The 23,576-nt window shown below is 38.9% G+C and carries 21 protein-coding genes; 11 read left to right on the forward strand and 10 right to left on the reverse strand.

The window, feature by feature from the left end; genetic code table 11:
* Nucleotides 1-6: 6 nt before the first annotated feature.
* The 3 genes from glcD to ABC357_RS08880 all read right to left on the reverse strand — a co-directional run bounded on the left by glcD (nt 7) and on the right by ABC357_RS08880 (nt 3,830).
* A complete protein-coding gene (gene glcD / locus ABC357_RS08870; protein ID WP_412887151.1) occupies nt 7-1,419 on the reverse strand; it encodes a glycolate oxidase subunit GlcD in 1,413 nt (470 codons plus the stop codon).
* Between the two features lie 91 nt (nt 1,420-1,510).
* Nucleotides 1,511-2,644, reverse strand: coding sequence for a CdaR family transcriptional regulator (locus ABC357_RS08875; protein ID WP_412887152.1), 1,134 nt, complete (start codon nt 2,642-2,644; stop codon nt 1,511-1,513).
* Nucleotides 2,645-2,966: 322 nt separating this feature from the next.
* On the reverse strand, nt 2,967-3,830 hold the full coding sequence (locus tag ABC357_RS08880) for an STAS domain-containing protein (protein ID WP_412887153.1): 864 nt from the start codon (nt 3,828-3,830) through the stop codon (nt 2,967-2,969).
* A 320-nt stretch (nt 3,831-4,150) separates the two neighbouring features.
* On the opposite strand from ABC357_RS08880, the gene ABC357_RS08885 reads away from it, so the two are divergent.
* Entirely contained in the window at nt 4,151-4,690 is a 540-nt protein-coding gene (locus ABC357_RS08885) for an HD domain-containing protein (RefSeq protein ID WP_412887154.1), read from the forward strand.
* A 305-nt stretch (nt 4,691-4,995) separates the two neighbouring features.
* On the opposite strand, the gene ABC357_RS08890 is transcribed toward ABC357_RS08885, so the two are convergent.
* A complete protein-coding gene (locus tag ABC357_RS08890; RefSeq protein WP_412887155.1) occupies nt 4,996-5,703 on the reverse strand; it encodes a CPBP family intramembrane glutamic endopeptidase in 708 nt (235 codons plus the stop codon).
* 86 nt (nt 5,704-5,789) lie between these two features.
* Between ABC357_RS08890 and ABC357_RS08895 the strand changes: the two genes are divergently transcribed.
* Nucleotides 5,790-6,536, forward strand: coding sequence for a MerR family transcriptional regulator (locus ABC357_RS08895; protein ID WP_412887156.1), 747 nt, complete (start codon nt 5,790-5,792; stop codon nt 6,534-6,536).
* A 288-nt stretch (nt 6,537-6,824) separates the two neighbouring features.
* On the opposite strand, the gene ABC357_RS08900 is transcribed toward ABC357_RS08895, so the two are convergent.
* Both ABC357_RS08900 and ABC357_RS08905 read right to left on the reverse strand, forming a co-directional pair.
* Nucleotides 6,825-7,499: an SOS response-associated peptidase gene (locus ABC357_RS08900; protein WP_412887157.1), complete on the reverse strand. Its 675-nt coding sequence runs from the start codon at nt 7,497-7,499 to the stop codon at nt 6,825-6,827.
* Nucleotides 7,500-7,687: 188 nt separating this feature from the next.
* Nucleotides 7,688-9,067, reverse strand: coding sequence for an alanine/glycine:cation symporter family protein (locus ABC357_RS08905; protein ID WP_412887158.1), 1,380 nt, complete (start codon nt 9,065-9,067; stop codon nt 7,688-7,690).
* Nucleotides 9,068-9,428: 361 nt separating this feature from the next.
* Between ABC357_RS08905 and ABC357_RS08910 the strand changes: the two genes are divergently transcribed.
* The 6 genes from ABC357_RS08910 to ABC357_RS08935 all read left to right on the forward strand — a co-directional run bounded on the left by ABC357_RS08910 (nt 9,429) and on the right by ABC357_RS08935 (nt 14,972).
* Nucleotides 9,429-9,617, forward strand: coding sequence for a hypothetical protein (locus ABC357_RS08910; RefSeq protein WP_412887159.1), 189 nt, complete (start codon nt 9,429-9,431; stop codon nt 9,615-9,617).
* A gap of 162 nt (nt 9,618-9,779) precedes the next feature.
* Nucleotides 9,780-10,472: a response regulator transcription factor gene (locus tag ABC357_RS08915; protein ID WP_412887160.1), complete on the forward strand. Its 693-nt coding sequence runs from the start codon at nt 9,780-9,782 to the stop codon at nt 10,470-10,472.
* On the forward strand, nt 10,459-11,712 hold the full coding sequence (locus tag ABC357_RS08920; RefSeq protein WP_412887161.1) for a sensor histidine kinase: 1,254 nt from the start codon (nt 10,459-10,461) through the stop codon (nt 11,710-11,712). The genes ABC357_RS08915 and ABC357_RS08920 overlap by 14 nt, the downstream gene beginning before the upstream one ends.
* 120 nt (nt 11,713-11,832) lie before the next feature.
* On the forward strand, nt 11,833-12,534 hold the full coding sequence (locus ABC357_RS08925) for a polyphosphate polymerase domain-containing protein (protein WP_412887162.1): 702 nt from the start codon (nt 11,833-11,835) through the stop codon (nt 12,532-12,534).
* A 20-nt stretch (nt 12,535-12,554) separates the two neighbouring features.
* Nucleotides 12,555-13,238, forward strand: a complete 684-nt coding sequence (locus tag ABC357_RS08930; RefSeq protein WP_412887163.1) for a DUF4956 domain-containing protein — start codon at nt 12,555-12,557, stop codon at nt 13,236-13,238.
* A gap of 24 nt (nt 13,239-13,262) precedes the next feature.
* Nucleotides 13,263-14,972, forward strand: coding sequence for a CotH kinase family protein (locus ABC357_RS08935; RefSeq protein ID WP_412887164.1), 1,710 nt, complete (start codon nt 13,263-13,265; stop codon nt 14,970-14,972).
* A 59-nt stretch (nt 14,973-15,031) separates the two neighbouring features.
* Here ABC357_RS08935 and ABC357_RS08940 read toward each other — a convergent pair whose 3' ends face one another.
* Nucleotides 15,032-15,853: a Cof-type HAD-IIB family hydrolase gene (locus tag ABC357_RS08940; RefSeq protein ID WP_412888621.1), complete on the reverse strand. Its 822-nt coding sequence runs from the start codon at nt 15,851-15,853 to the stop codon at nt 15,032-15,034.
* A gap of 391 nt (nt 15,854-16,244) precedes the next feature.
* Here ABC357_RS08940 and ABC357_RS08945 point away from each other — a divergent pair, with 391 nt between their 5' ends.
* Nucleotides 16,245-17,921: a peptide ABC transporter substrate-binding protein gene (locus ABC357_RS08945; protein WP_412887165.1), complete on the forward strand. Its 1,677-nt coding sequence runs from the start codon at nt 16,245-16,247 to the stop codon at nt 17,919-17,921.
* Between the two features lie 58 nt (nt 17,922-17,979).
* Here ABC357_RS08945 and ABC357_RS08950 read toward each other — a convergent pair whose 3' ends face one another.
* Nucleotides 17,980-19,575, reverse strand: a complete 1,596-nt coding sequence (locus tag ABC357_RS08950) for an esterase/lipase family protein (protein WP_412887166.1) — start codon at nt 19,573-19,575, stop codon at nt 17,980-17,982.
* A 225-nt stretch (nt 19,576-19,800) separates the two neighbouring features.
* Between ABC357_RS08950 and ABC357_RS08955 the strand changes: the two genes are divergently transcribed.
* Complete coding sequence (locus ABC357_RS08955; protein WP_412887167.1) at nt 19,801-20,019, forward strand: hypothetical protein; 219 nt, start codon at nt 19,801-19,803, stop codon at nt 20,017-20,019.
* Nucleotides 20,020-20,064: 45 nt separating this feature from the next.
* Here the strand turns inward: ABC357_RS08955 and ilvD are convergent, their stop codons facing one another.
* Nucleotides 20,065-21,744 carry a dihydroxy-acid dehydratase gene (gene ilvD, locus ABC357_RS08960; protein WP_412887168.1) on the reverse strand — a complete coding sequence of 560 codons (1,680 nt, stop codon included), beginning with the start codon at nt 21,742-21,744 and terminating at the stop codon, nt 20,065-20,067.
* 157 nt (nt 21,745-21,901) lie between these two features.
* On the opposite strand from ilvD, the gene ABC357_RS08965 reads away from it, so the two are divergent.
* Nucleotides 21,902-22,594: a GntR family transcriptional regulator gene (locus tag ABC357_RS08965; RefSeq protein WP_412887169.1), complete on the forward strand. Its 693-nt coding sequence runs from the start codon at nt 21,902-21,904 to the stop codon at nt 22,592-22,594.
* A 65-nt stretch (nt 22,595-22,659) separates the two neighbouring features.
* Here ABC357_RS08965 and ABC357_RS08970 read toward each other — a convergent pair whose 3' ends face one another.
* Nucleotides 22,660-23,298, reverse strand: coding sequence for a TetR/AcrR family transcriptional regulator (locus ABC357_RS08970; RefSeq protein WP_412887170.1), 639 nt, complete (start codon nt 23,296-23,298; stop codon nt 22,660-22,662).
* Nucleotides 23,299-23,576 lie beyond the last annotated feature (278 nt).

Genomic DNA, 23,576 nt, shown 5'->3' on the forward strand with positions numbered 1-23,576 from the left:
GCATATTCATTTTGCCACCACCGTCCGTTTTCGATATTCATCAGTAAAGACTTTTCCGGGATTCAGAATATTTCCGGGGTCGAAGGCTTGTTTGATTGCTTTCATGATTTCTATGCCTGATGGCCCGAATTTCCATTCCAGATAGGGAGCTTTCATCATACCCACGCCGTGTTCGCCTGTAATGGTGCCGCCTAATTCAATCGCTTTTTCAAATATGTCTGCAAATGCAGCTTCCACACGTTCCATTTCATCATGATCTCTGACATCAGTTGTACAAGTAGGATGCAGATTACCATCACCAGCATGGCCAAACGTACAAATTGTTACATTATGCTTTTGTGCTATTTCATTGATCGCTTTTACCATATTTGCTATTTCAGAACGCGGAACAGTTGCATCCTCAAGAATTGTTGTAGGCTTCAGTCTGGCTAAAGCAGACAGAGCTGAGCGCCTGGCCGCGGTTAAAGCTTCGGCTTCTTCTGAGGAACCTGCTATTTGCGCGGAAACCGCTTTCTCAGCCAAGCAAATGTCGGCCATTTTTTTCATATCTCTATTAACGATATCAGGTGGGCCGTCCTGTTCGATCAAAAGGACAGCTTCTACATTAGTAGGCAATCCTATTTTGGCAAAGTCCTCTACAGCAGCAAGAGTAGGGCGGTCCAAGAATTCCAAAGTAGCCGGAATGATTTTTGAGGCAATAATCTTGGATACGGAACGGGCTGCCGCGTCCATATCCTGATAAAGGGCGAGCATTGTCTGTTTCGACTCCGGCATCGGGATCAGCTTCAATGTTGCTTCAGTAATGACAGCGAGCGTTCCTTCTGAACCTACCAGCAAACGGGTTAAATCATAACCTGCTACATCTTTTGCTAATTTTCCACCCGTACGGATGATTTCTCCATTTGGCAATACTGCTTCAAGGCCCATCACATAATCACGTGTGACCCCGTATTTCAAACCGCGTAATCCGCCTGAGTTTTCATTAATATTTCCTCCGATTGTTGATATTTTCATCGAGCTTGGATCCGGAGGATAGAATAACCCTTTTCTCTCAGCCGCATTGATGATATCCAATGTTATTACTCCAGGCTGTACCGTCATAGTCAAGTTTTCTTCATCCAGTTCAAGAATCCGGTTCATATGCTTAAATAACAGGACAATGCCGCCTTCAATCGGTACAGTTCCGCCGCACAAATTAGTTCCTGAACCCCGGGGCACTAATGGAATTTTTTCTTCTCGGCATAGATTGATGATTTCCACAACTTCCTGTGTATTTCTCGGTGCAACCGCCGCATCGGGCATCGATTGGAAATTTGGCGTTGCGTCATAGGAATAAACCAGCCTTCCAGCTGGCGAATCGATTACATTTTCTGATCCTACAATTGCAACAAGTGTTTGTTTCACTTGAGCTGTCAACATAAAGGTCCCCACCTTTGTTCGAAAATTATTTACTATTAATTGTAGGATAATACACAAATCCAATCGACATCTATAGTGGAAGATGCAAAATTCACGAAGAAACAACTGGATTTTTTGTATGTTCATCCAAAAAATAGATTGATAGATATAAATTCACAAGATCTTTGACGTATTTAAGGTTTAATCCAGTAAGATTCTCCAGTTTTTTGATTCTGTAATGAAGTGTATTGATATGGATATGTAAAGCCTCTGCGGTTGCTTTAATAGATAAGTTTTCTTGAAAATAAACGCGGAATGTTTCCAATAATTCTTGGTCTTTTTCTGCAATAGAAAGAACACGATGGATATATTCTATTCTAGTCTCTTCAGAAATTTCCTGAAGGCATAAATCTAAGTCCATTTGATTCTCAAATACAATGGTTCCTTCACCATGCGTTGCACGGAGAGCCTTCTCAGCCTGTTTATGGCTTATTTGAAGGTCTATTGCTTTGACGGTTTGCCCTATACCAATATTTACAGGAATCTGCCATGTATCGGACATATAGGTTTGCAGTTGTTTGACTTTGCTTGCAATCAACTCTTGCTCGTTCGGCTGATGGCCACAATGAATCAGCATGATTTGGCCATCTCCCCAAGGTATCAAAATATCATCCTCATACGTATCATTCCATATATGTGTCAGCTGCCATAATCCCTGGAAAAGATTCTCTTGCGGCTGATCTACATTTACTAAAATTACTTGTCTGTCTATATGTAAGTCTACACCCATTAATTTGGCTCTCTCCAGCAAATCTTTAGCGTTATTTTTTCCATGAAGCCAGTCATAGACGAACGTTTCCATCATTCTTGAACGCCATTGGCTTTGTTCCCTGTAGTAGCTTTCCTGTATGAGCAGCTCAGTCATTTTTCTCAACAGCTCACCGAAACGCAAGAATTGGTGGGGTTCGCCGGTTATTCCGATTACGCCGATGACTTTATTCAAAAAGAAAACAGGAAGATTCAAACCTGCTTTTACGCCTTTCAAAAGGATTTCATCCTTTTTAGTAATCATTTTTTTCTCGCGTTCCTGAACACAAAGGAACGCGCCTTCATGGAACGAACCTATTCTGCTTAGTTCCGTAGAAGCTATAATTTTCCCATTTACATCTACAATGATGATTTCTTCATTACATAGTTTTTCAACTTCTTTAATGATTTTATTAGCTAATGACACTGACAGCAACAAGTAGATGCCTCCTTTATAAACCTTTTCTTTTCATCATCATAACAAACGAAAAGGAAGGGAGCACATGATGGGCTTCACGTAAATCATCAAATCGACAATAATCCATAGAATTGCCTTCCGAAAGGATCTGTTCGACTGTTTTTATATTTGGTATTACATCTTCTAGTTACTCAAAAAGCTATTTTAGATTTGAAAGGAGTCGTTTGAAAGAAAATAAGGAGGGGGAGATAGCGGAGGGGATTATTGAATAGAAGAACGCCAAACAATAGGCGTTCTTCTGCTATTTACTGTCAGTAAATGAGATAGTCAATAGTGGATTCATTTACCTTTTCATGTCGCGGAAGTTCAAAAGGGCGGTTTCATTTCCTGATTGTTTCCCGGGCAGAGTGGGCAATGCCTGTTGAAGTGTACTATATATGGCAATATTTTTGAAATGGAGCCCCAATTGGACACTCGTTTGTGCAATTTCGGGGCTAATTCCTGTAATAATGGCTTTAACACCGATTAACGACAGCATATCCGTTAATTGATAGATTTCATTGGCAACCATCGTATCCATATAAGGGACGCCTGAAAGGTCGATTATCAATTCTTCAGTTTGAAAACGAGTGCATCGGGCTAATGTATTTTCCTTAATGATGTTAGCGCGATAATCATCTATTTCGCCTATCAGCGGCAATATACCGATTCTTTCATTAATCATGATAACCGGACTGCTAAGTTCTGTAATGGTTTTATGCTGTGCATTCAGGAGTTTTTGGTTCTCATTTTCATAATTAATCGAAAACAGCTCGATAATATGATCGATTATCTCATTAATATGTAGACCCCACTGTCCTAATTGACGGGCGGAAATAGCATTTTTATTTGAAAAATCGACCACGTGCCGCCAATAAATGGTTCTGAATTTCCTAAAGTTCACCAAGGAAGTATGTAAAGCAGAATGAGATTTTGCTCTCTCGCTAGATACCATATTTGCCCATTCCATATAATCTTGTTCTTCTAGTAAACTCTTAGTCAATATCTCAATAAACAGGTTGTTCTGTTCCCTGATCAAATTCTTATATTCAGAACTGGTTTTTGCAGAATAAGCAGTATTTCCATATAATCTAATTTCCAGCCATTCATTAGTCATTTCATCTGCATGTTCCAATAAATAATCATGCAACTTTTTGGAATTGTCCATTCGAAGTACTCCCTCCGTTGTTGTTTAGGCCGTAAATGTATTCTATTACATAAATCTTACTAAAATCTTTTGATAAAGGCACGCAGTTTTTACAACATTTTATATTTTAATATAATAAAATCAACAATCCCTATCTCTTTTGCAGGAAAAACCCTAGAAAGATAGAGAGATACATACATCCCATCTGTTCCTCGTCATATATAAAGGAAGCACATTTTATTTTTCCTGTAACCAGAATCAATAGAAGAAAAAATCCGAAAAATTCGTTATACTAAAGTAGGAAGAATTTCTGTAACTACATATATCTAGGGGGTAAAGAAATGGACAGAGTAAATAATGCACTGACGTTCGCAACTAACGCTCATGCAGGCCAAACACGCAAAAATTCCAGTGAACCGTATATTGAACATCCTAAACGGGTCAGTTTCATCCTAAAACAAGCAAACCTTGATGAAGATATTGTTATAGCAGGACTCTTGCATGATACAGTTGAAGATACGCCTGTTACAATCGAGGATATTCAGGCCGCATTCGGGGACCGTGTTGCTGAAATAGTAGCTTCGCATACGGAAAACAAGGCTTTGTCCTGGGAGGAAAGAAAAAAGCATACAATTGAAACAGTTAAAGCTGCTCCGATGGAAATCAAAGCATTAATCGTTGCAGACAAACTTGATAATATACGATCGCTAGTGGAACAGTATGGATCACTAGGAGAAAATATGTGGAAGGCTTTTAAACGAGGGCCCGACAAACAAGCATGGTACAACCGATCTGTAGCGGATGCGATCAAGGAAGTAGATAATCCTCCTGCTTTCTTTACGGAATATAGAGACTTAGTAGCTGAATTTTTTAATAAATAGCGATATTAGCGATATAAATTCTTATAAAGAGACTGAATAAAGAACGAGCTTTTCCCTTTGAATGGACACCTTGATTTTTCCTTGCTTTCTATTGGTTCTGTTCATACACATTGTCCTAAAGGCAGAAAAACTAGAGAGACATGTCATAGAATTGTCTCTCTTTGAAACAGACGCCCTTAATAAAAGTGTTACTTCTCAAATTTTCTTGATTTATCCAAGGGATGCATTTTAAAAACTGTTTCTTAGTATTTAATGCGCTTTTATGGAGGATTTCATATGTAATATTTTAGCTACTCAAAAGAAGTTTAGCCCAAACTTGTCAAAACAACCATAATTCCATTAGTTAAGCCGTGAATGAAAATAGATGGCCAGATCGAATTGGTTCGTTCGTAGGCAAGAGCAAAAACGATACCACTTAAAAAATTAACTGGCATTACATTCAATGCAGGAAAATGAACGATGGTAAAGATTATTGAGCTAACTAAAATTGCACCGATAAATCCTATGCGTGTACGCAGCCAGCGGTATAAAAACCCACGATAAAATATCTCTTCGTATATTGGTGAGATAATGGCTGCAGAGATAAAGGCGATTAGTACTGTATGGAAAGTTATATTTTGCTGAATTGCCTCAGTTTTGCTGTTTTCCCAGGAATAATCCCCTAGAAAACTAGTAAGAACTATAATGACTAAACCACTGCTTAATATGATAATCGAAAAAAAGACAATGATTATCCAATCCTTTTGAGCGAAAGATTTGATCCCTACTTCACCCCAAGAAAGATGTTTAGGAAAAAGAGCAATAAAATATACGCCCATCGTTAACGTAATTGCTATTGTTAAGCCTATTAGCGTTCCAGCATATAGATCATTGTCTAGCCAACGAGAATAAATAGGTTGTACAATTAGTTTAATACAACCTATTACAATTACAAACTCCAGTACCATTAACAAAACAAATTCTCTTTTTCCCCAACAATCTTGTTTTTTCCAGTTCATTTTATTAATTTTCATTCATTTTCCCTCTTCCTATATTTGGTATAATTTGAATGTATCAGATGACGTTACGTCACCTACAAGCCATTTTAGGAGGGATTGAAATGAAATATTGGACTACGGGGGAGGTATCTAAACAGCGAAATACATCCATTCGCACACTTCGTTATTATGATCAGATAAATCTTCTAATACCTAGTTTTAAGGATACAAACGGAAAGAGGTATTATTCCGAAGATGATTTATTTAAATTAGAAAAAATAATCATTCTAAAATCCCTTTCGCTCCCATTGGAGAATATTCGCAGTATATTAGATAAACTCTCCTATAAACAAGTATTAATTTCACACTACAATTATCTGCAAGAACAACTTTTGACGCTTCAAACAAGTATTTCGAATACAACTACATTAATTAATATGATTGATATGGAAGACTCTTTATCTTGGAAACGTGTCTCGGACCTTGTTCAACATTCTCAAAAAAGGGCTAAGAAATGGATTGACTATTTTCAAGATGATGAAAAGACAATCTTACAAAAGAGTATTCCGAATCTCAGTGACAATGATAAGACAACACAGCAATATATGTCATTGCTTCATCGAATCGAATGGTGTATTGAAAACAATATGAAGGCCGAATCAGATGAAGGTGTTGAAATTGCAGCTTTTATAATAGAATTATCGAAAGATACTTTTCAAGACGATTCACATTTGATGGAGAAATTTTGGGAGGTCAGAAAACGGCCATCTGAAGAAACGGGACTTTACCCGATTTCGGAAGAGGTACTGGAGTATGTCGAACGGTGTATTGCTTATAGGAGCAACTTCATAAGAGTAAATAATAGTTGAGGCATATTTTTTATAACCGACATGTAATAAACTACGATGTATATCCAAAAAAGGACTCTTTTCTTGGCTATCATTTCTACTTTTACAATTCAGGCCAGATCGTAGTATTAGAAATAAACCACGAAGACCACATTTTTCAATAATACTATTTAGTGAAAGAACCTAAAGACATTTACATGAAAAACAAGCAATGAAAAGAGATCGATTATAAGCACTCGATCTCTTTTATAGATAGTATGAAAGAAGGGGAATCCTGGCTTTTATTATGGTTGATGACCGAAATCTTTTTCAACTCAATGCCTTAATAAGGGCAGGCCCATTATTCTTTGGCGAGTTGACCTCATCGGAAACGACATAGGCTTCCATTGCATTGGAATCATAAGGTTTTAAAAGCTGAAGCAAAGCAGCTTGGTCATTGTTTGCCGGATTAAGCCAAGCCTCCTCATCTTCGCGATGCAAAATCACAGGCATCCGTTCATGTATGTCCGACATAAACGAATTGGATGATGTTGTTAAGATAGTGCAACTATATAGTTTTGTACCGTCGTTTCGCTTCCAACAATCCCATATGCCAGCCATGCCAAAAGGATGGTTCTCCTTAAGGGTAATAGTCATAGGTGATTTAGTGCCATCTGTTTTCTTCCATTCGTAAAAAGAGTCGGCAATAATCAGGCAGCGGCGTTTTTCAAAAGAAGCCCGGAAACTAGGCTTTTCAGTTATGGTTTCAGCACGTGCATTCATTAATGAATAGTCCATTTTTTCGTCTTTTGCCCAACTTGGCACCAATCCCCACCGGATAAACCCTAGTCGATTTTGCGATCCGTCATTTATAATTGCTGCAACCTCTTGAGAAGGGGCAATATTATAGCTTCGTTTATATTCTTCCTCAGGGAATGCAGATCCGATTTCAAACCGTTTTATAATCTTTTCATAATCCGAATACAATGTAAAACGTCCGCACATATTGATCACCTCCAGATAAGTATGCCCATAGAAGGGAATTCGGAAAAACGAGATCCCTACTTAAATGTATTCTAGTTCCTTTTTTGGAGATCAACAAGTCATCTATTCGGTAAAAGCTTAATACGTTTAACGAAAAAAGCATAGGCAGCAAATGCCACCTAAGCTTTTTTCTGGATAAACCTCTTTGATTAAGCAATCGTTTTCTCTATTTCCTTAGACTCATTGCGTTTTTGCTTCTCTTTCTTAAGCAATTTGTTGAAATCTTTTGTTTCCGCAGCCACGACACCGGACAATAATAGTAGGCCGATTAGGTTAGGAATAGCCATTAGTGCATTAAAGATATCCGCAATCGTCCAGACAATCCCAAGGCCTGCCACTGCTCCTACTACAACCGATAGCGTATAGAAAACGCGGTACCATTTTATAGAGGAATAACCGAATAGATATTCAAAGCATTTTTCACCATAATATGCCCAGCCCAACACCGTAGAGTAAGCAAAAAAGATTAATCCGATTGTAACAATCCATCCGCCTACTCCTGGCAATAGTTGATTAAATGTTTCTGTTGTTAGGGCAGCTCCATTTAATTCGCTTCCATTGTACAATCCACCCATTACAAGCGTAATGCCAGTAATACTGCAGACAACAATCGTATCAAGGAAGGTTCCTGTCATGGAGATAAGGGCTTGACGGCCAGGATGGTCTGTCTTTGCAGCGGCTGCAGCAATTGGAGCAGATCCCATACCTGCTTCATTAGAAAACACACCACGCGCCACACCGTATCTGATGACTGTACCAATGGCGCCTCCGGCCACGGCTTTTCCAGAAAACGCATCATTGAAGATAAGAGCAATCGCTTCGGGTACTTCCTTCATATTTAATAAAATAATTATTAATCCGCCTAACACATAAAAAATGGCCATGAATGGGACCATGTAGGAGGTAACCTTACCGATACTCTTGATGCCCCCAAGAATAACGAGTCCTGTAGCAATGGTCAAAATAATCCCTGTGATCCATGGGTTGATTCCAAAACTTGTTTTCACCGCTTGAGCGACAGAGTTCGACTGAACCGTACTTCCAATACCGAATGCTGCTATGGCGCCGAACAAGGCAAATAGGACGGCAAGCCATTTCCAACCGAGCCCGCGTTCGATATAATACATCGGTCCCCCAGCCATTTCACCCCGTTTGCCAACAGTCCGGTATTTGACAGCAAGCAATGCCTCTGAGTATTTTGTTCCCATTCCGACTAAAGCAGATGCCCACATCCAGAAGATTGCTCCTGGCCCTCCGATTACTACAGCTGTTGCCACGCCGGCAATATTACCTGTACCAATTGTAGCTGCCAATGCAGTCATCAATGATTGGAAATGTGAAATATCACCCTCGGAAGATTGATCCTGATTTTTTGAAAAAGCGAGTTTTAATGCGTAGGGAAGCCGCCTGAATTGCAGGAAAGCAATTCGAAGGGTCAAATATAAGCCGGTTCCCACGATCAAAATCAGAAGTGGAGGTCCCCAAATAAAATCACTGATTTGTCCTAGTATTTTTTCAAACGCATCCATGTTCCCATCCCCCTTAATCTATTCATTAGACACAGACAAGCACTGAATAAAACTCACCTCCTTTAGAACCAAAGTGCATATTGGTAATTTGCAGATGAATAGAATTAATAGCATTAATCAATCCAATTAAAAGAAAGAAACTAAATGAATTTATACGATTGTACCATATTATTTAAATAATCAAAATATTTAAATAACGATCCTTCTACTAAATTTTATCATTTACATAATGAATAGCTGTACTTAATCTCCAAGCAACGAAAAACGTTCCATATTCGGTGAGTAGGTTTTAGATGGGTTGTATTCTAAATTATGAAATCCTTCATTTATGGCTATATTTGTATAGTAGGAGGTAACTGGTTTGAAAACAAATACATTATTTATCCGGCTTTTTGTTTTTATGATAGCTGTTTCCGGAGGCGTCTTTCTGTATCATTATTTCCATTTTGGAGACATTTCAGCTATATGGCTGATCTTACTTTTGTTTGGAATGGTATCCTTGATAGCATCACTATCCATACGGATCACACTCAGTAAAAAGTGTAAATGATGGTTATAGCAGCAGAATTTATTCTTTCCGTAAAAAAAGGACCGTCATTGTACGATGTTCTTTTTTTGGTTTAAAGATGAATGACTACACCCTTTAAATATCTTGTATTTTTCACCTCAAAACTGTATAACAAATCATATTACGACTTTTGGAGTGAATGGATTGAAAATACTAATTATAGAAGATGATCGGTTATTATCTGACACTATTTTACAGACGGTAGATCGTTATTATGAAGTAAGCCAGGCCTACGATGGCGAAGAAGGCCTATACCTGGCTGAACAGGATATATTTGATGCGGTTATTTTAGATTTAATGCTTCCTAATATGGATGGTTATGAAATCTTAAGAATGCTGCGGAAAAAACAGGTGGATACACCAGTCATCATCTTGACAGCAAAGGATGCAATTGATGATAAGGTAGAAGGCTTTAAGGCAGGCGCTGATGATTATCTTATTAAACCCTTTCATAGGGAGGAGCTTTTGGTCCGAATAGAAGCGATTATCAGAAGGGCCGGCAAGGATTATAAAACGCATATTTTAGCCTTTAAAAATTTACATCTTGATACTAAACAGAAAACAGCAGCAATTAATGGTTCCTCGCTCCATTTAAACGGCAAGCAGTATGAATTACTGGAGTATCTCTTACATAACAAAAATATGATATTAACGAAAGAACAAATATTCAATAGAGTTTGGGGATTCGATTCCGAAACGGCAAATACGATTGTTGAAGTGTATGCCAGTCATTTACGTAAAAATTTGAAAGAATACAAGTATGATCACTACATAAAAACATTCAGAGGTTTAGGCTATATGTTTACAGATCATGGTGAAAACAATGAAACAAAATGACATCATCAAAAAACAGCAGATCGTATTTATGAGCAGCCATTTTGTTTCTCTCATAGTGATATTCACTTTTTTTTCGTTCGTCATTTTATCCTTCATACAGTCCACTTTGTATGAAAAGCCAGATGATGAACTTTTCAGGTATAAGGAACAGCTAGAGAACCATGCCAGTGTTGGCTATGGAAACAATTCGGGGCCGATTCCATTGAATCCTCGAATTATTATAGTGAGGTGGGATAAGCATGGTGAAATCTTGAATAAGGATCAACTTGGAACAATCAACTATTCCTTGTACTTCAGGGAATTATCATTAGACAAATCCGCCATAGGACAGATTAACACAATATCATTAAACGATTCCTACACCTATCGTTCACTTTTATTTCAGCCGGATCAACGGCAGGATGGATATATCCAATTGCTGATCAATATTGATCCCGAAGAGTCGATGATTGCCGCATTCAAACGAACTATTATTCTGTGGAGCGTTGTATTTATCGTAATCTCTTTGTTTGCAAGCTATCTTTTAACGAAGAAAAGCATGAGGCCTATCATTAAATCCTGGAATAGGCAATCGGAATTTGTGGAGGATGCTTCTCATGAATTAAGAACACCGTTGACCATTATTCAAAATAAATTGGAACTGCTGCTGACAAAACCAAATGGCAGAATCATTGATTCAGCCGACGATATTGCGTTAAGTTTATCCGAAACAAGAAGGCTATCAAAGCTTACAAGCGATTTGCTGACTTTAGCCAGAGCTGATTCAGCGCAATCCCAGCTTGAAAAAGAAGAAGTTCAAATTGATTCGTTTATCGAAAATATTTGCATTCCATTTGAAGAAATCGCCCAATCGCAAAATAAACGGTTTTCCTATCAGCTTAACTCGCATCAATTGATTATGGCGGATCAGAACAGGCTGCATCAACTAATGGTCATTTTATTGGACAATGCTCTAAAATACACTTCAGCGAATCATGAAATCAGGATTACTTCCCATAATGATAAACATAAAGTCATTATAACAGTGGAAGACAGCGGAATAGGTATTTCTCCTGAAAATGCTAAACAGTTATTTCAAAGGTTTTACCGCGAGGAACAAGCCCGGTCGCGTGAAAAAGGCGGTACCGGCTTAGGTTTGACTATTGCTGAATGGATTGTGCATGCCCATGGCGGGAGTATCGATATAAAGCCCAGAGTGCCAACAGGAACGATCGTGTCCATTTATATACCCTATTCATAAAGCTCCTGGTTTCAGGGGCTTTTTTATGAATTTGATTAAACGATTGTAAACATGATTAAGGTTTCTTTAAGGTTCTCTTTTTACACTTTTCAATAGATGGATAGGAAAGGGGTGATGAAGATGGATCATATGGGAATTCGATCAAAAAAGGGCAGAAAAGAATTAAAGCATGCGATGACTAAAGCAGACTGTTACCTGTTAAGGCATAATCTACAGCCTATTATGGCCAAGGACGATCATACTGATGAAGCGGGGGCCTATTCGATTAGAAGTGTCTATTTCGATAATATCGATAATAAAGTGCTTACCCAGAAGAAAGAAGGAAATTATGAGCGGGACAAATACCGTTTTCGATTATATAACCTCAACAGCGGTTACATAAATCTGGAAAAGAAGAGTAAACGCAATACCATTACGTATAAAGAAAAATGTAGAGTGTATGCTGAGGAATATGAGCGGATCAGAAAGGGAGACATTTCATGGATGGAACATGATCAACGTGATTTGATCAGGGAGCTGTTCATGCAAATGAATTTGTTCCAGCTGAAACCAATAAGTGTTGTAGATTACGAACGTGAAGTGTTTGTTTATCCTTATGGGAATGTACGGATTACCTTTGATTCTGACATTAAAACGAGTAATCGAAACAATGATTTTCTCAATCCAAACTTACTAATGGCTCCGGCGTTGAATCCGGATATTGTCATTCTTGAAGTAAAATATGATGAGTTCCTTCCTGATATTATCAAAATAATGCTTCAAGTCAGTGCCAGAAGACAGGATACATATTCGAAATATTTATTAAGCCGGGTGTATGGTTAAAATAATGGCGGGGGTAAAACATGAATACCAATTCTTTCAACGATATTTTCAAATCAAGTTTTTTGGAGAAAACCAGTAGTTTTTCAATAGTGGACTCTCTGATCGGATTATTGGTTGCATTTGCAGTCGGATTCTTTATTTATGTGGTTTATAAAAAAACATTTTCAGGTGTGATATACTCTCATACTTTTAATATTTCGCTGATTATCATGACGATGACGACAGCATTGATTATTATGGGCATCGCTTCAAATGTCCTTCTGTCACTTGGTATGGTCGGCGCGCTTTCTATTGTCCGTTTTCGCACACCGATCAAGGATCCTCTAGATATTGTCTATTTATTCTGGGCTATTGCTTCAGGTATTCTTTGCGGGGCAGGCTTTATTCCTCTTGTTATTGTAGGTTCTATATTAATAGGGATTGTTCTGCTCATTTTCATTAATAAAGTAACAATAGAAAACCCTTATTTGCTCATCATTAAATATGGGGATGCCTCTCTTGAAAGCAAATTGGAGGAACTAGTCAGCAAGCAATCAAAGAAGCATGCTGTTAAATCAAAATCCCATCTGCCGGAAAATGATCTGGAAATCATTTATGAAGTCAGAGTTAAATCTGCGGATACGGCTTTCATGAATGAGGTTACAGAAATAGAAGGTGTGAAGTCTGCAGTTATGCTTAGCTATGACGGCAATTTTACAGCATAAAGGAAGAAAGGATCTGATTGATACATGAAAAATCGGTATGTCTTCCTCGCACTCTTAATGATGATGGCATCGCTGGCCCTCACTATATGGCTTCTGCCGCTGCTGGATGAACGTTCTTCTGCTGTAACATCCACTTATCAGAAGGAAGTCTTCAATCAGAAAAAAGTATCAACCATCGATTTTCAAGTGGATCCGTCCGACCTTAAAGAAATCCTGGATAATCCATTGAAGAAGGAAGTTATTCCAGCGACAGTCATATTTAACGGAAAAAAAATAGAACAGGTCGGACTGCGGACAAAGGGGAATATGACTTTAAGATCGGTTGCGCAAATGCAAGACTCGGACCGTTATAGTTTCAAAGTAGATTTTGATTATTATAAGGATGGGCAAAATCTATTTGGCTTGAAAAAATTGGCATTAAATAATGGTTTTTCAGATTCAACGCAAATGAAAGAATTTCTATCTTATGAATTAATGGAAACAATGGGTGTGCCCACTCCAGAGCATTCATACATGTATGTCACAATTAATGGGAAGGAATGGGGACTCTATTTAGGTGTTGAAGCAATAGATGAAACCTTCCTTGCCAACAATTACGATAATTATTCTGGAGACCTGTATAAACCCGATGGTGTCGGCAGTGATTTAAAGTGGATCAGTAATGATATTTCCGACTATACAGGGCTGGACTTAAAAACCAACAAAAAAACCTCCAAGCAAAAAGCAATGATTCACTTTTTGGATACAATAAACCATGGTGGACATTTAGAAAAAGTCATGGATGTTGATGAAATGCTGCGTTATTTTGCTGCCAATACTGCCTTGGTCAACCTTGATCATTATCAAGGGAGCATGAAACATAATTACTATCTGTACGAAAATAACGGGAAGTTTTCTATATTGCCTTGGGATTATAACATGGCTTTCGGCGGCTTTAGCGGAGGCGCCCAACCTGCAAATAATCAACAAAGTGGACAAGGAATGGATAATAAGCAATCTAAGGAACCAAACAATAGCCAGCAAGGAAACGGAATGGCTGGAGGCATGGGCAATATGATGAGTGAGAGCAACATCAATTTTAGTATTAGCGAGCCGGTTTCAGGAACGACGATTGAGGATCGTCCATTATTGGATGCATTGCTTACAAACAAGGAGTATAAGAAAACGTATAATGGCTATTTAAAAGAAATAGCGAATCATTTCTTCAAGGAATCAAATATGAAAAAGCGGGTAGCTGAAATATCTGCGTTAATTCTACCTTATGTGGTAAAGGATCCTACTAAATTTACAACTACTGATCAATTCAAAGAAGGAGTTTCAGGCGATAACAGTATTGCCGCCTTTAGTTCAAAGCGTGCAGAATCAATCCTCAAGCAATTATCAGGCGAATTAGTAGTGAAAGCGGAAACGAATCAAAATGGCATGGAAAATGGGGAAGGAATGAATCCTCCTCAGCAAGGAATGAATATGGGAGGAGAACCACCCGGTTTTTCCCAAGGGAAAATGGAAGGGAAACCACCGGAAAATAAAGAGGGAGAACAACCATTAAGCCCCCCTGATGGACAAGCAATGGGTTTCCCTGGGGGAGACCGTGAACAAGATCAAGAAGGCCCTCCAAATGGGGATCAAAAAGAGGGATTTTCACTGGGAACATGGATAACGCTGGCTGTAAGCTTATTAGTATTGCTTGCAGGCATTATCTTTGCCCTGACATTCAAAAGAAGAAGGATATAAACAAGGACAGCATCTTTTAATGGATGCTGTCCTTGAAGTCTGGCAAGAGGGTTTATGGGTTAGTACGTTTTCAAAGGATGGAGAACAAATTGTTCAACGACTTTCGCAACTCCATGCTCCATATTGCTTGTGGTAATGAAATCCGCTTTTTCTTTAATATCTTCTGGAGCGTTGCCCATTGCAACACCCAGCCCGGCAAATTCGATCATTTCAAGATCATTATAGCTATCTCCGATTGCAATCACTTCATCCCGTTTGATGCCGCACATTTGAATAAGCTGGTTCAGGCTCGTACCCTTTGTTACACCTTTTTCCGTGATTTCAAGGAAAAAAGGCTTGGAGCGCATAACGCTAAACTCATTATTCAATTCTTTCTGCAGTTTTGATTCCACTTCCTTTAATTTATCAGGATCTTCCAGCATCAGAACTTTTACAACCGGCTTAGAAATGGATTTTTTGAAAGAAGGCTCCTCTTTTACGGGCATGCCCGTAATCTCCCCTTCAATTGTTGTGTATTCATTTTCCTCGGCAGTAATAATCTCGTTTCCTACATAGGTATGAATCCACACATTCTCTCGTTTGCTTATATCAAACAGCCGATGTACATCATCGACAGAAAGAACGCTATTAAATAGTTCTTCATTGGTTTGGCAATTAATAATCTTTCCGCCATTGAAGGACAGAATATAACTTCCATATGAAGATAGAGACAATTCCTCTGCAATTTCTGTCATGGCATACGTAGGTCGACCGGATGCAAGTACCACTTTCACACCCATTTCCTGCGCCTCCATCAATGCTTGTTTGGTAGGTGCAGAGATTGTATGGTCGTCCTGCAATAAAGTATCATCTAAATCTAATACGATCATTTTATAAGCCATTTCTCTAATTCCTTTCTTATACATGCTATCTATTATCCTACCATAACTGTAATCTATTTTGTGATAGAATGGATGTTAAAATGCAAGAGTTCATTTTATAGAAGAGAATAAAGAAATAGAGACATAAACCAAATAATAATAGGGATATGTAACGTAACTTCATTATTTCAGTATGTTATAAATTAAATTCAGAAAATTTTAAATTATACTAGTATTTTTTGATAATTGTGATAAAATAATGTTCATACTTAAGTGAGAATAGAAGTTTACTCATATAGTGTTTTTAATAATCAGAATTATGTTTCTATTTAAACATCCCCACTTGTATATTATAAGGCTCAAAATGCCTTATTTTATAGATACTATTTTATTTAAAAAGGAAGTGTCACCAATGAAGAAGGCAAAAGGAAGCTTACTGTTAGCAATCATTTTAATTTTAGCAACCTTTGTATCAGCATGTTCGGGTAAAGGAGAAAAAAGTGCAGGAGAGAAATCCTCGGCAAATGTGCCTCAGGAATTAAGAGTGTTGGAATCTGTGGAAATACCATCCATGGATAGTATTATGGCTACTGATGCCACTTCATTTACAGCATTGAATAATGTAAACGAAGGATTATATGGACTGGATCAAGATAATAACATTGTTCCAGCTGTTGCTGACGGGGATCCAGAAGTATCGAAAGATGGAAAACAATTCACCGTTAAATTGAAAAAAGGGCTCGTTTGGGCAAACGGAGACCCTGTTACTGCCGCTGACTTCGTATATGCTTGGCAGCGTGCCATCGATCCGAAGAACGCATCCACATATGGACCATATATGATGAATGGTAAAATTACCGGTGCACAGGAAATTACTGACGCTGCTTCCGCAAAAAAACCATATGATTTGAATACACTTGGAGCAAAAGCTGAAGACGATACAACACTCGTTGTAAATACTGATGCTGTCATGACAGCCGATTTCTTTAAAGGATTAATGGCATTCGGTTCCTTCTTGCCTCAAAACCAAAAATTCGTGGAAGAAAAAGGAGATAAATACGCAAGCAATGCAAACAATTTGCTTTCTAATGGTCCTTTCAAAATGAAAGCATGGAATGGTTCCTCATCTACAGAATGGGTAATGGTCAAAAATGATAAATACCGCGATGCCAAAAAAGTGCATTTGAACAAAATCACAGTCAACGTCTCAAAGGATTCCCAAGGATCTGTGAATGCCTTTGAATCGGGAGAAGCAGATATTACTAACAAACTATCATCAGATATCGTACCGCAATATAAAGATGACAAGCGCTTGGTGAACTGGCTGGATCCGCGCCTTACATGGCTGAAGTTCAATGAAGACAATAAGATCCTTGCCAATGAAAATATCCGCCGTGCTTTGGCAACAGCTTTCAATAAGGATGATTTAGCATCGGAGGTATTGAATAATGGCTCTGTAGCTGCCAATTATGCCGTACCTAAAGATTTTGTTAAAGATAGCGATGGCAAGGATTTCCGTGCTGCCAATGGAGATTTATTGACTTATAATGCGAAAAAAGCAAAAGAATACTGGAAAAAAGGATTGCAGGAACTGGGCATGACCAAAGTTTCCCTAGGTTTATTGGGAAGTGATACCGATGCATCCAAAAAAGTGGACCAATATTTGAAAGACCAACTAGAAAAAAATCTGGAAGGCTTAACAATCAACATTACAAATATTCCTTTTGCTGCCCGTATCGACCGGGAAACCAAACAACAATACGATATAGTTGACACTGGTTGGGCTCCTGATTACCTGGATCCGATTACTTACTCAGACCTATTTACAACAGATAGCTCCAACAACCAAATGAGCTATAGCAACAAGGAATACGACGCACTAATCAAGCAGGCTGAAAGCACAACTGACTCAAAAGAAAAATGGACTGCCTTGCAAAAGGCTGAAAAAATCCTTTTAGAGGATGATGCTGCTTTAGCGCCGGTTTACCAACAGGCCTATAATCTATTAGTATCAGATAAAGTTAAAGGCTTTACTCACCACTCTGTTGGAACTGAATATAGCTATAAATATATTGAAATGACTGAATAAAAAGCGATTTAAAAGGACGCATTGCCCATTGGAGGCGATGCGTCTTTTTGTTTGCCTATCACTTTTCCAAATAAACGGAAGTGATAATAGTCCGCTGCAGCTGCTTTCCATCAGGCATCATTTTCTTAATATCAATGGTCATATTATAGGTCCCGGCTTCTGTAATGTCAGGCATAGCTGCTTGATAGGAAGTTGAATCCAGTTGTTTGAAAGGTTCGCTATTAATTACTTTATTACCTTTTGGATCAAGCCAATGGACAGCCATCGTTAATGATCCATCTTTTTTGCTGGAACTAGCAGGAACGCGAAGCGTGTATACATCGGACTTTGATTTGGATAACCCCTTCATTGTTAATACAAATGGCTCTTGTCCGCCAGTAAATGCAGCGGTTAAAAGATAGGCATCCTGTTGAAGAGGCGATTTGATCCTAACAGTCCATTCTCCTTCCATTAACAATTGTTCATCCAATTGATAGGTACTGGCTTTTTCCATAAATCCAATTGACGGGATCTGTTCTCCCGCATAAACAGATCCGTCAGGCGCAATGAATTCAACAGCGGCATCTGGGCTATAGGTTAAAACAGAGACAGTCCCTTTTGTGCGAGCAGCGATATAGAAATGGTCTGATGTCCAATTGCCAGCTATTAAAGAACCGCCATTGACGTATTGTGATGAAGACAATGCCGATTCACTATCATCTGGATTGGCTGTATGACGCACTTTGGCGGCAACAGAAACAGAGGAGTTTCGTAAATAAGGCTCCATTCGGGTGAATACTTTGGATCCCATCCGAATATTATCATGATCCACTGTGGAATCGGTAAATAAATGGGTGGCATATGGAAGTTTTGCGCTCCACTCATTCACAAGCCCGTCATTTGCTCCATACGACGAAAGATAGGCTGCTCCCAGCGACAAAGCGGAAAATGCTGGACCGTGATTCGTTCCCGCTATCGTATAATATTTATTTTTGCTGAGATTACTGCTTTTATCGACCACAGATCTGAATTTTGCCATTTCTCCTGTTTGCAGAGAATAAGTGCCATCATCTTTTTGCCCTAAGAGTGTACCAAGCCAGCCGGCATACCAACTGTAGGCCAAATCAGCCAAATTCGATCCGTAATGGGGCGATCCTAAGGTGAATACTTTACCGACATATTTATAGGCTCCGTATTGGATAAGAGCTGCTTGAGTATCCGGGCCACCTTTGCTATGGGCGATGATATTGACCTTTTTTCCACCGAAATGGGCTGAAATCTCACCTAATAGGGAAGAGAGTAATTCACCATTGGCATACTGGCTTGCAGAGCCCTTTCCAGCCGCGTCGTATAGTTGAACAAATACCGTTTGATAACCGGCTTCATACGCCTTTGTATACATATCATTGATGCCATGATAAACAGTTTCGCCATACCAGCTTGTTGAACTCCCATTCTTACCCTGGACAAATACAATCGGAGGTTTGGAAGGATCTAAATTGGGAGGGGTGGAACCTAAAAACCAGTCTCCTGGTATAAAGGTTTCTTTAGGGGGAGTTAGTTTACCTGCAGGGTTAATGGTTTCTGCCATTGCCAAAAAGGGAATGGATAGGAATAGAACAACAGCCAGCAGAAAAGAGATTGCGTTTTGGAACACATTGAATCGGAAGGGCATGGAAACACTCCTTTTTGTGAAAGTCGCCAATGAAGCGCTAGCATAAATGTATGCCTATAAAAAATGAATTTGACCAATTTATGGCATCCGCATTAAAATGAGTACATCCACCCTTAGACTGAATGGTAAAAAAGGCTTTTCCTTCAATGAGTGACTGTCTGCCTTTTGATTCAATTTATGGGGAGCGTACATAATGCAAGAATAATTCGATAGGGGAAAGATGAGATGTCCAGTAAGTTCATTGCTAATACTATTTTGATTATTGCCGCCTTCATCCTTGTTTTCTTTGAAAACATCGGCGGTTTTATTGTTAGTTTCGTATTATTGCTATTATCATTCATTATTCATTTCAAGCAGGGCAAAACCGCGTTCAAACTATTATCCTGTATAGCGGTATTCGGTGTGTATATTATTTTTGTTGGGGTTTACTATCATTTGCTATGACAATAAGAAAGGAGCCTATAACGGAATAGGCTCCTTTAGACATGTTTATATCTTCATAACTCCTCCAGTATTGGCGGAAGTAACAAGTTTTGAATAGCGTGCTAGATAACCGCTTTTCACTTTAGGTTCAAATCCTTTCCAATCTGCTTTCCGTTTTTCAAACTCTTCGTCTGAAATTTCCAACTGGATTGTCCGTTTATTCATATCCAACTCAATGATATCTCCATTCTGTACAAAAGCGATAGGACCTCCTTCAGCGGCTTCAGGGGAAATATGGCCGATACTGATGCCTCTGGAAGCTCCTGAAAAACGGCCATCCGTAATCAAACCAACCTTGGCTCCAAGCCCGCGACCGACAATTTGCGAGGTAGGGGCAAGCATTTCCGGCATTCCAGGCCCGCCTTTTGGCCCTTCATAACGAATGACGACCACATCGCCTTCTTTTACTTTTCCGGTAATGATGCCTGATAGGGCATCTTCCTGGGAATCAAAACAAATGGCAGGCCCTCTATGATAGCCGCCGACAGAAGGATCAACTGCGCCCACTTTGACTATTGAACCAAGAGGGGCCAGGTTTCCGAACAGCACAGCGAGGCCTCCTTGTTCTGAATGTGGGTTTTCCAATGGATGGATAACATCTGTATCTACAATCTCACAGCCTTCGACATTTTCACGAAGCGTTTTTCCTGTAACGGTTAAGCAATCTCCATTTAATGCACCCGGTTTCTTTAATAACTCATGGATGATAGCCGAGACGCCTCCTGCATTATGTACATCTTCAATATGATAATCGGAGGCTGGAGCTATTTTCGCTAAATGGGGAACTCGGCTGGCGACTTCGTTGATTCGTTCAATCGGATATTCAAAACCGGCTTCATGTGCCAAAGCAAGTGTGTGAAGGACTGTATTCGTCGATCCACCCATGGCCATATCAAGGGCAAATGCATTATCAATGGCATCCATTGTCACGATATCACGCGGTTTAATATCTTTTTTGATTAATTCCATCAATTGTTTGGCGGATTGCCTTACAAAGTCCTTACGCTCTTCTGCAACGGCCAAAATGGTCCCGTTTCCAGGCAATGCAAGCCCTAATCCTTCTGCAAGGCAGTTCATTGAATTAGCGGTGAACATACCTGAGCAAGAACCGCATGTAGGACAGGCAACCTGTTCAATTTCCATTAGCTTTTCTTCATCAATCTGGCCTGATTGATAAGCGCCGACACCTTCAAATACAGAGGTTAAAGAAAGGGATTTGCCATCTTTATCTTTTCCGGCCTTCATTGGCCCTCCACTGACAAATACGGTCGGGATATTGACACGCAGAGCGCCCATCATCATACCAGGTGTGATTTTGTCACAGTTCGGTATACAAACCATTCCGTCGAACCAGTGGGCGGATACGACTGTTTCAACGGAATCTGCAATAATTTCCCGGCTAGGCAGTGAATACCTCATACCGATATGGCCCATTGCGATTCCATCATCCACACCAATTGTGTTGAATTCGAAAGGGACGCCGCCAGCTTCACGGATTGCTTCTTTGACGATTTTTCCGAATTCCTGCAGATGGACATGCCCTGGAACGATGTCGATATAGGAATTGCAAACGGCAATAAAAGGCTTGCCGAAGTCTTCATCTTTAACACCTGCCGCACGGAGTAAACTTCTGTGGGGGGCACGGTCAATTCCTTGTTTAATCATATTACTGCGTAACTCTGCCATGAATGATCATCTCCAATTATGAAAGGTAGGTATAATTCTGTATGAAATATAGAATATACCAATAGTAAAGGAAATTGAATAAAAAATCAAAAAAATTTGAATATTTTATTTATATGCGATATATTTCATACAAGAAATTGAAAGAAGGAGAATAAAGATGCCGATACCGAAAGATATTTCGTTGCCCGTTCGTCTTTCAGCGAAAGAACGGGCATTTTCCCAAATACAAAGATGGATCATTGATGGCACACTTCAGCCTGGGGAAAAACTGATAGATTCTGAATTGATCACTATACTTGGTGTAAGCAGGACGCCGATCAGGGAGGCTTTTCAACTGCTTGAAGTCCAAGGATTTGTTTCTGCCCATCCTGGAAAAGACACAAGAGTTACACAAATAGAGAAGGAAGATATCCTTAAGCTATATCCAACCCTAGCTGCACTCCATTCTTTGGCTGCCGAACAGGCGGCAGGCTTAATTTCAAATAACATAATAGAAGAGTTGATGGAAAAAAATCGCCGATTTGAAGTAGCAATTCAGGAGAATGAGCCATTTGAGGCAATGGAGCTTGATGAACATTTTCATAAAACGATAATAAAAGCGGCAAGTAACCCGTATATTGAAACCTTCAGTGATTCATTGCAATTGCACATTAGAAGGTTTAAATTCGCATTTTTGAAAAATCAAATAGGAGATACGCCACTATCCGTTAAAGAGCATGAACAAATCATTGCTGCAATGGAAAAAGGAGACCGACAGTCTGCTGCAAAATGGATGAAAGCAAACATTATCCGTCCTATGAATGAATTATATGGAGATTTGAATGAGGGAAGAGGGAAGGATTGTGGATAATCATCAAGTGAATAGGCATACAATCGCATAAAAAAGCCATTTTCAAATAAGGAAAATGGTTTTTTTTATGCTCGTATATAATCTAGGAACATGCCTTTCATTATTTCTAATTGCTCTTCGGGAGATAGATCGGGCTCTCTTAAATCTACTACTTTCAACGATAGTTTCAAAGTGAACACAGAAAAATTACTAACTAATGTCGAAATGGTTTTTGTTGCGTCGATATCACTTCTAATGGAGCCGTCCGATTTTTCTGCATCGATTAAATGCTTAAAAACAAGATCGATTTCCTTACGCGTATTTAAATAGATATCGATGTCCTCGAATGAATCACTTCCGAAAGAAGTCACATTGATAAAATTATCAAGCAACTTAGGCAAGGCAGCATTGCCTTCCGTCATTTGCTTGATGAAGAAATCCATAATCATTGTCAATTTGTCGATGAGCGGCGCTGATTTGTTGGCAATTTCCTGAAATGCATCAAGAATAAGAGCGATTTTATCTGTCGCGATGGTTACAATAATCATTTCCTTTTTAGGAAAGTATCTAAATAAAGTAGCAATACCGATACCGGTTTCATCGGCAATATCATTCATGGTCGTATTATCAATTCCTTTTTTCAGAAAAAGAGTTTCCGCGTTTGCCAAAATGGCTTCTTTCCTTTTTTGCTTAGATGATTGTCGTTTACTATTTGGTTTATTCAAGCATTTCACCCCTATGAAGTAAAGAAATTCTGTTAAATATGAAAAATATGAATTCTATTCTCCCACCAATACTTTATCATAAATTCCACACATATTTAAATTGAACAATCTGAAAGTTACGAATCAAAAAAGTTTACAAAAAGATTACACCTTTGGTAGTATAATAATAAAGTGATAGTCATGCTATCATTTTGTTTAAAATCTAAATTTTCTTTACTTTATTCAAGTTACTTGGTTTTATTAAATGCACTCCAATAGTAATGGGAAATTTAGCACAC

Source organism: Bacillus kalamii, from assembly GCF_047238185.1.
Taxonomy (GTDB): domain Bacteria; phylum Bacillota; class Bacilli; order Bacillales; family DSM-1321; genus Bacillus_AD.

Coding starts and splice junctions, on each gene's coding strand:
- glcD (WP_412887151.1), bottom strand. CDS start 1,419: ATGTTGACAGCTCAAGTGAAACAAACACTTGTTGCAATTGTAGGATCA.
- ABC357_RS08880 (WP_412887153.1), bottom strand. CDS start 3,830: ATGGACAATTCCAAAAAGTTGCATGATTATTTATTGGAACATGCAGAT.
- ABC357_RS08885 (WP_412887154.1), top strand. CDS start 4,151: ATGGACAGAGTAAATAATGCACTGACGTTCGCAACTAACGCTCATGCA.
- ABC357_RS08890 (WP_412887155.1), bottom strand. CDS start 5,703: ATGAAAATTAATAAAATGAACTGGAAAAAACAAGATTGTTGGGGAAAA.
- ABC357_RS08895 (WP_412887156.1), top strand. CDS start 5,790: ATGAAATATTGGACTACGGGGGAGGTATCTAAACAGCGAAATACATCC.
- ABC357_RS08900 (WP_412887157.1), bottom strand. CDS start 7,499: ATGTGCGGACGTTTTACATTGTATTCGGATTATGAAAAGATTATAAAA.
- ABC357_RS08905 (WP_412887158.1), bottom strand. CDS start 9,067: ATGGATGCGTTTGAAAAAATACTAGGACAAATCAGTGATTTTATTTGG.
- ABC357_RS08920 (WP_412887161.1), top strand. CDS start 10,459: ATGAAACAAAATGACATCATCAAAAAACAGCAGATCGTATTTATGAGC.
- ABC357_RS08925 (WP_412887162.1), top strand. CDS start 11,833: ATGGATCATATGGGAATTCGATCAAAAAAGGGCAGAAAAGAATTAAAG.
- ABC357_RS08930 (WP_412887163.1), top strand. CDS start 12,555: ATGAATACCAATTCTTTCAACGATATTTTCAAATCAAGTTTTTTGGAG.
- ABC357_RS08935 (WP_412887164.1), top strand. CDS start 13,263: ATGAAAAATCGGTATGTCTTCCTCGCACTCTTAATGATGATGGCATCG.
- ABC357_RS08940 (WP_412888621.1), bottom strand. CDS start 15,853: ATGGCTTATAAAATGATCGTATTAGATTTAGATGATACTTTATTGCAG.
- ABC357_RS08945 (WP_412887165.1), top strand. CDS start 16,245: ATGAAGAAGGCAAAAGGAAGCTTACTGTTAGCAATCATTTTAATTTTA.
- ABC357_RS08950 (WP_412887166.1), bottom strand. CDS start 19,575: ATGCCCTTCCGATTCAATGTGTTCCAAAACGCAATCTCTTTTCTGCTG.
- ABC357_RS08955 (WP_412887167.1), top strand. CDS start 19,801: ATGTCCAGTAAGTTCATTGCTAATACTATTTTGATTATTGCCGCCTTC.
- ilvD (WP_412887168.1), bottom strand. CDS start 21,744: ATGGCAGAGTTACGCAGTAATATGATTAAACAAGGAATTGACCGTGCC.
- ABC357_RS08965 (WP_412887169.1), top strand. CDS start 21,902: ATGCCGATACCGAAAGATATTTCGTTGCCCGTTCGTCTTTCAGCGAAA.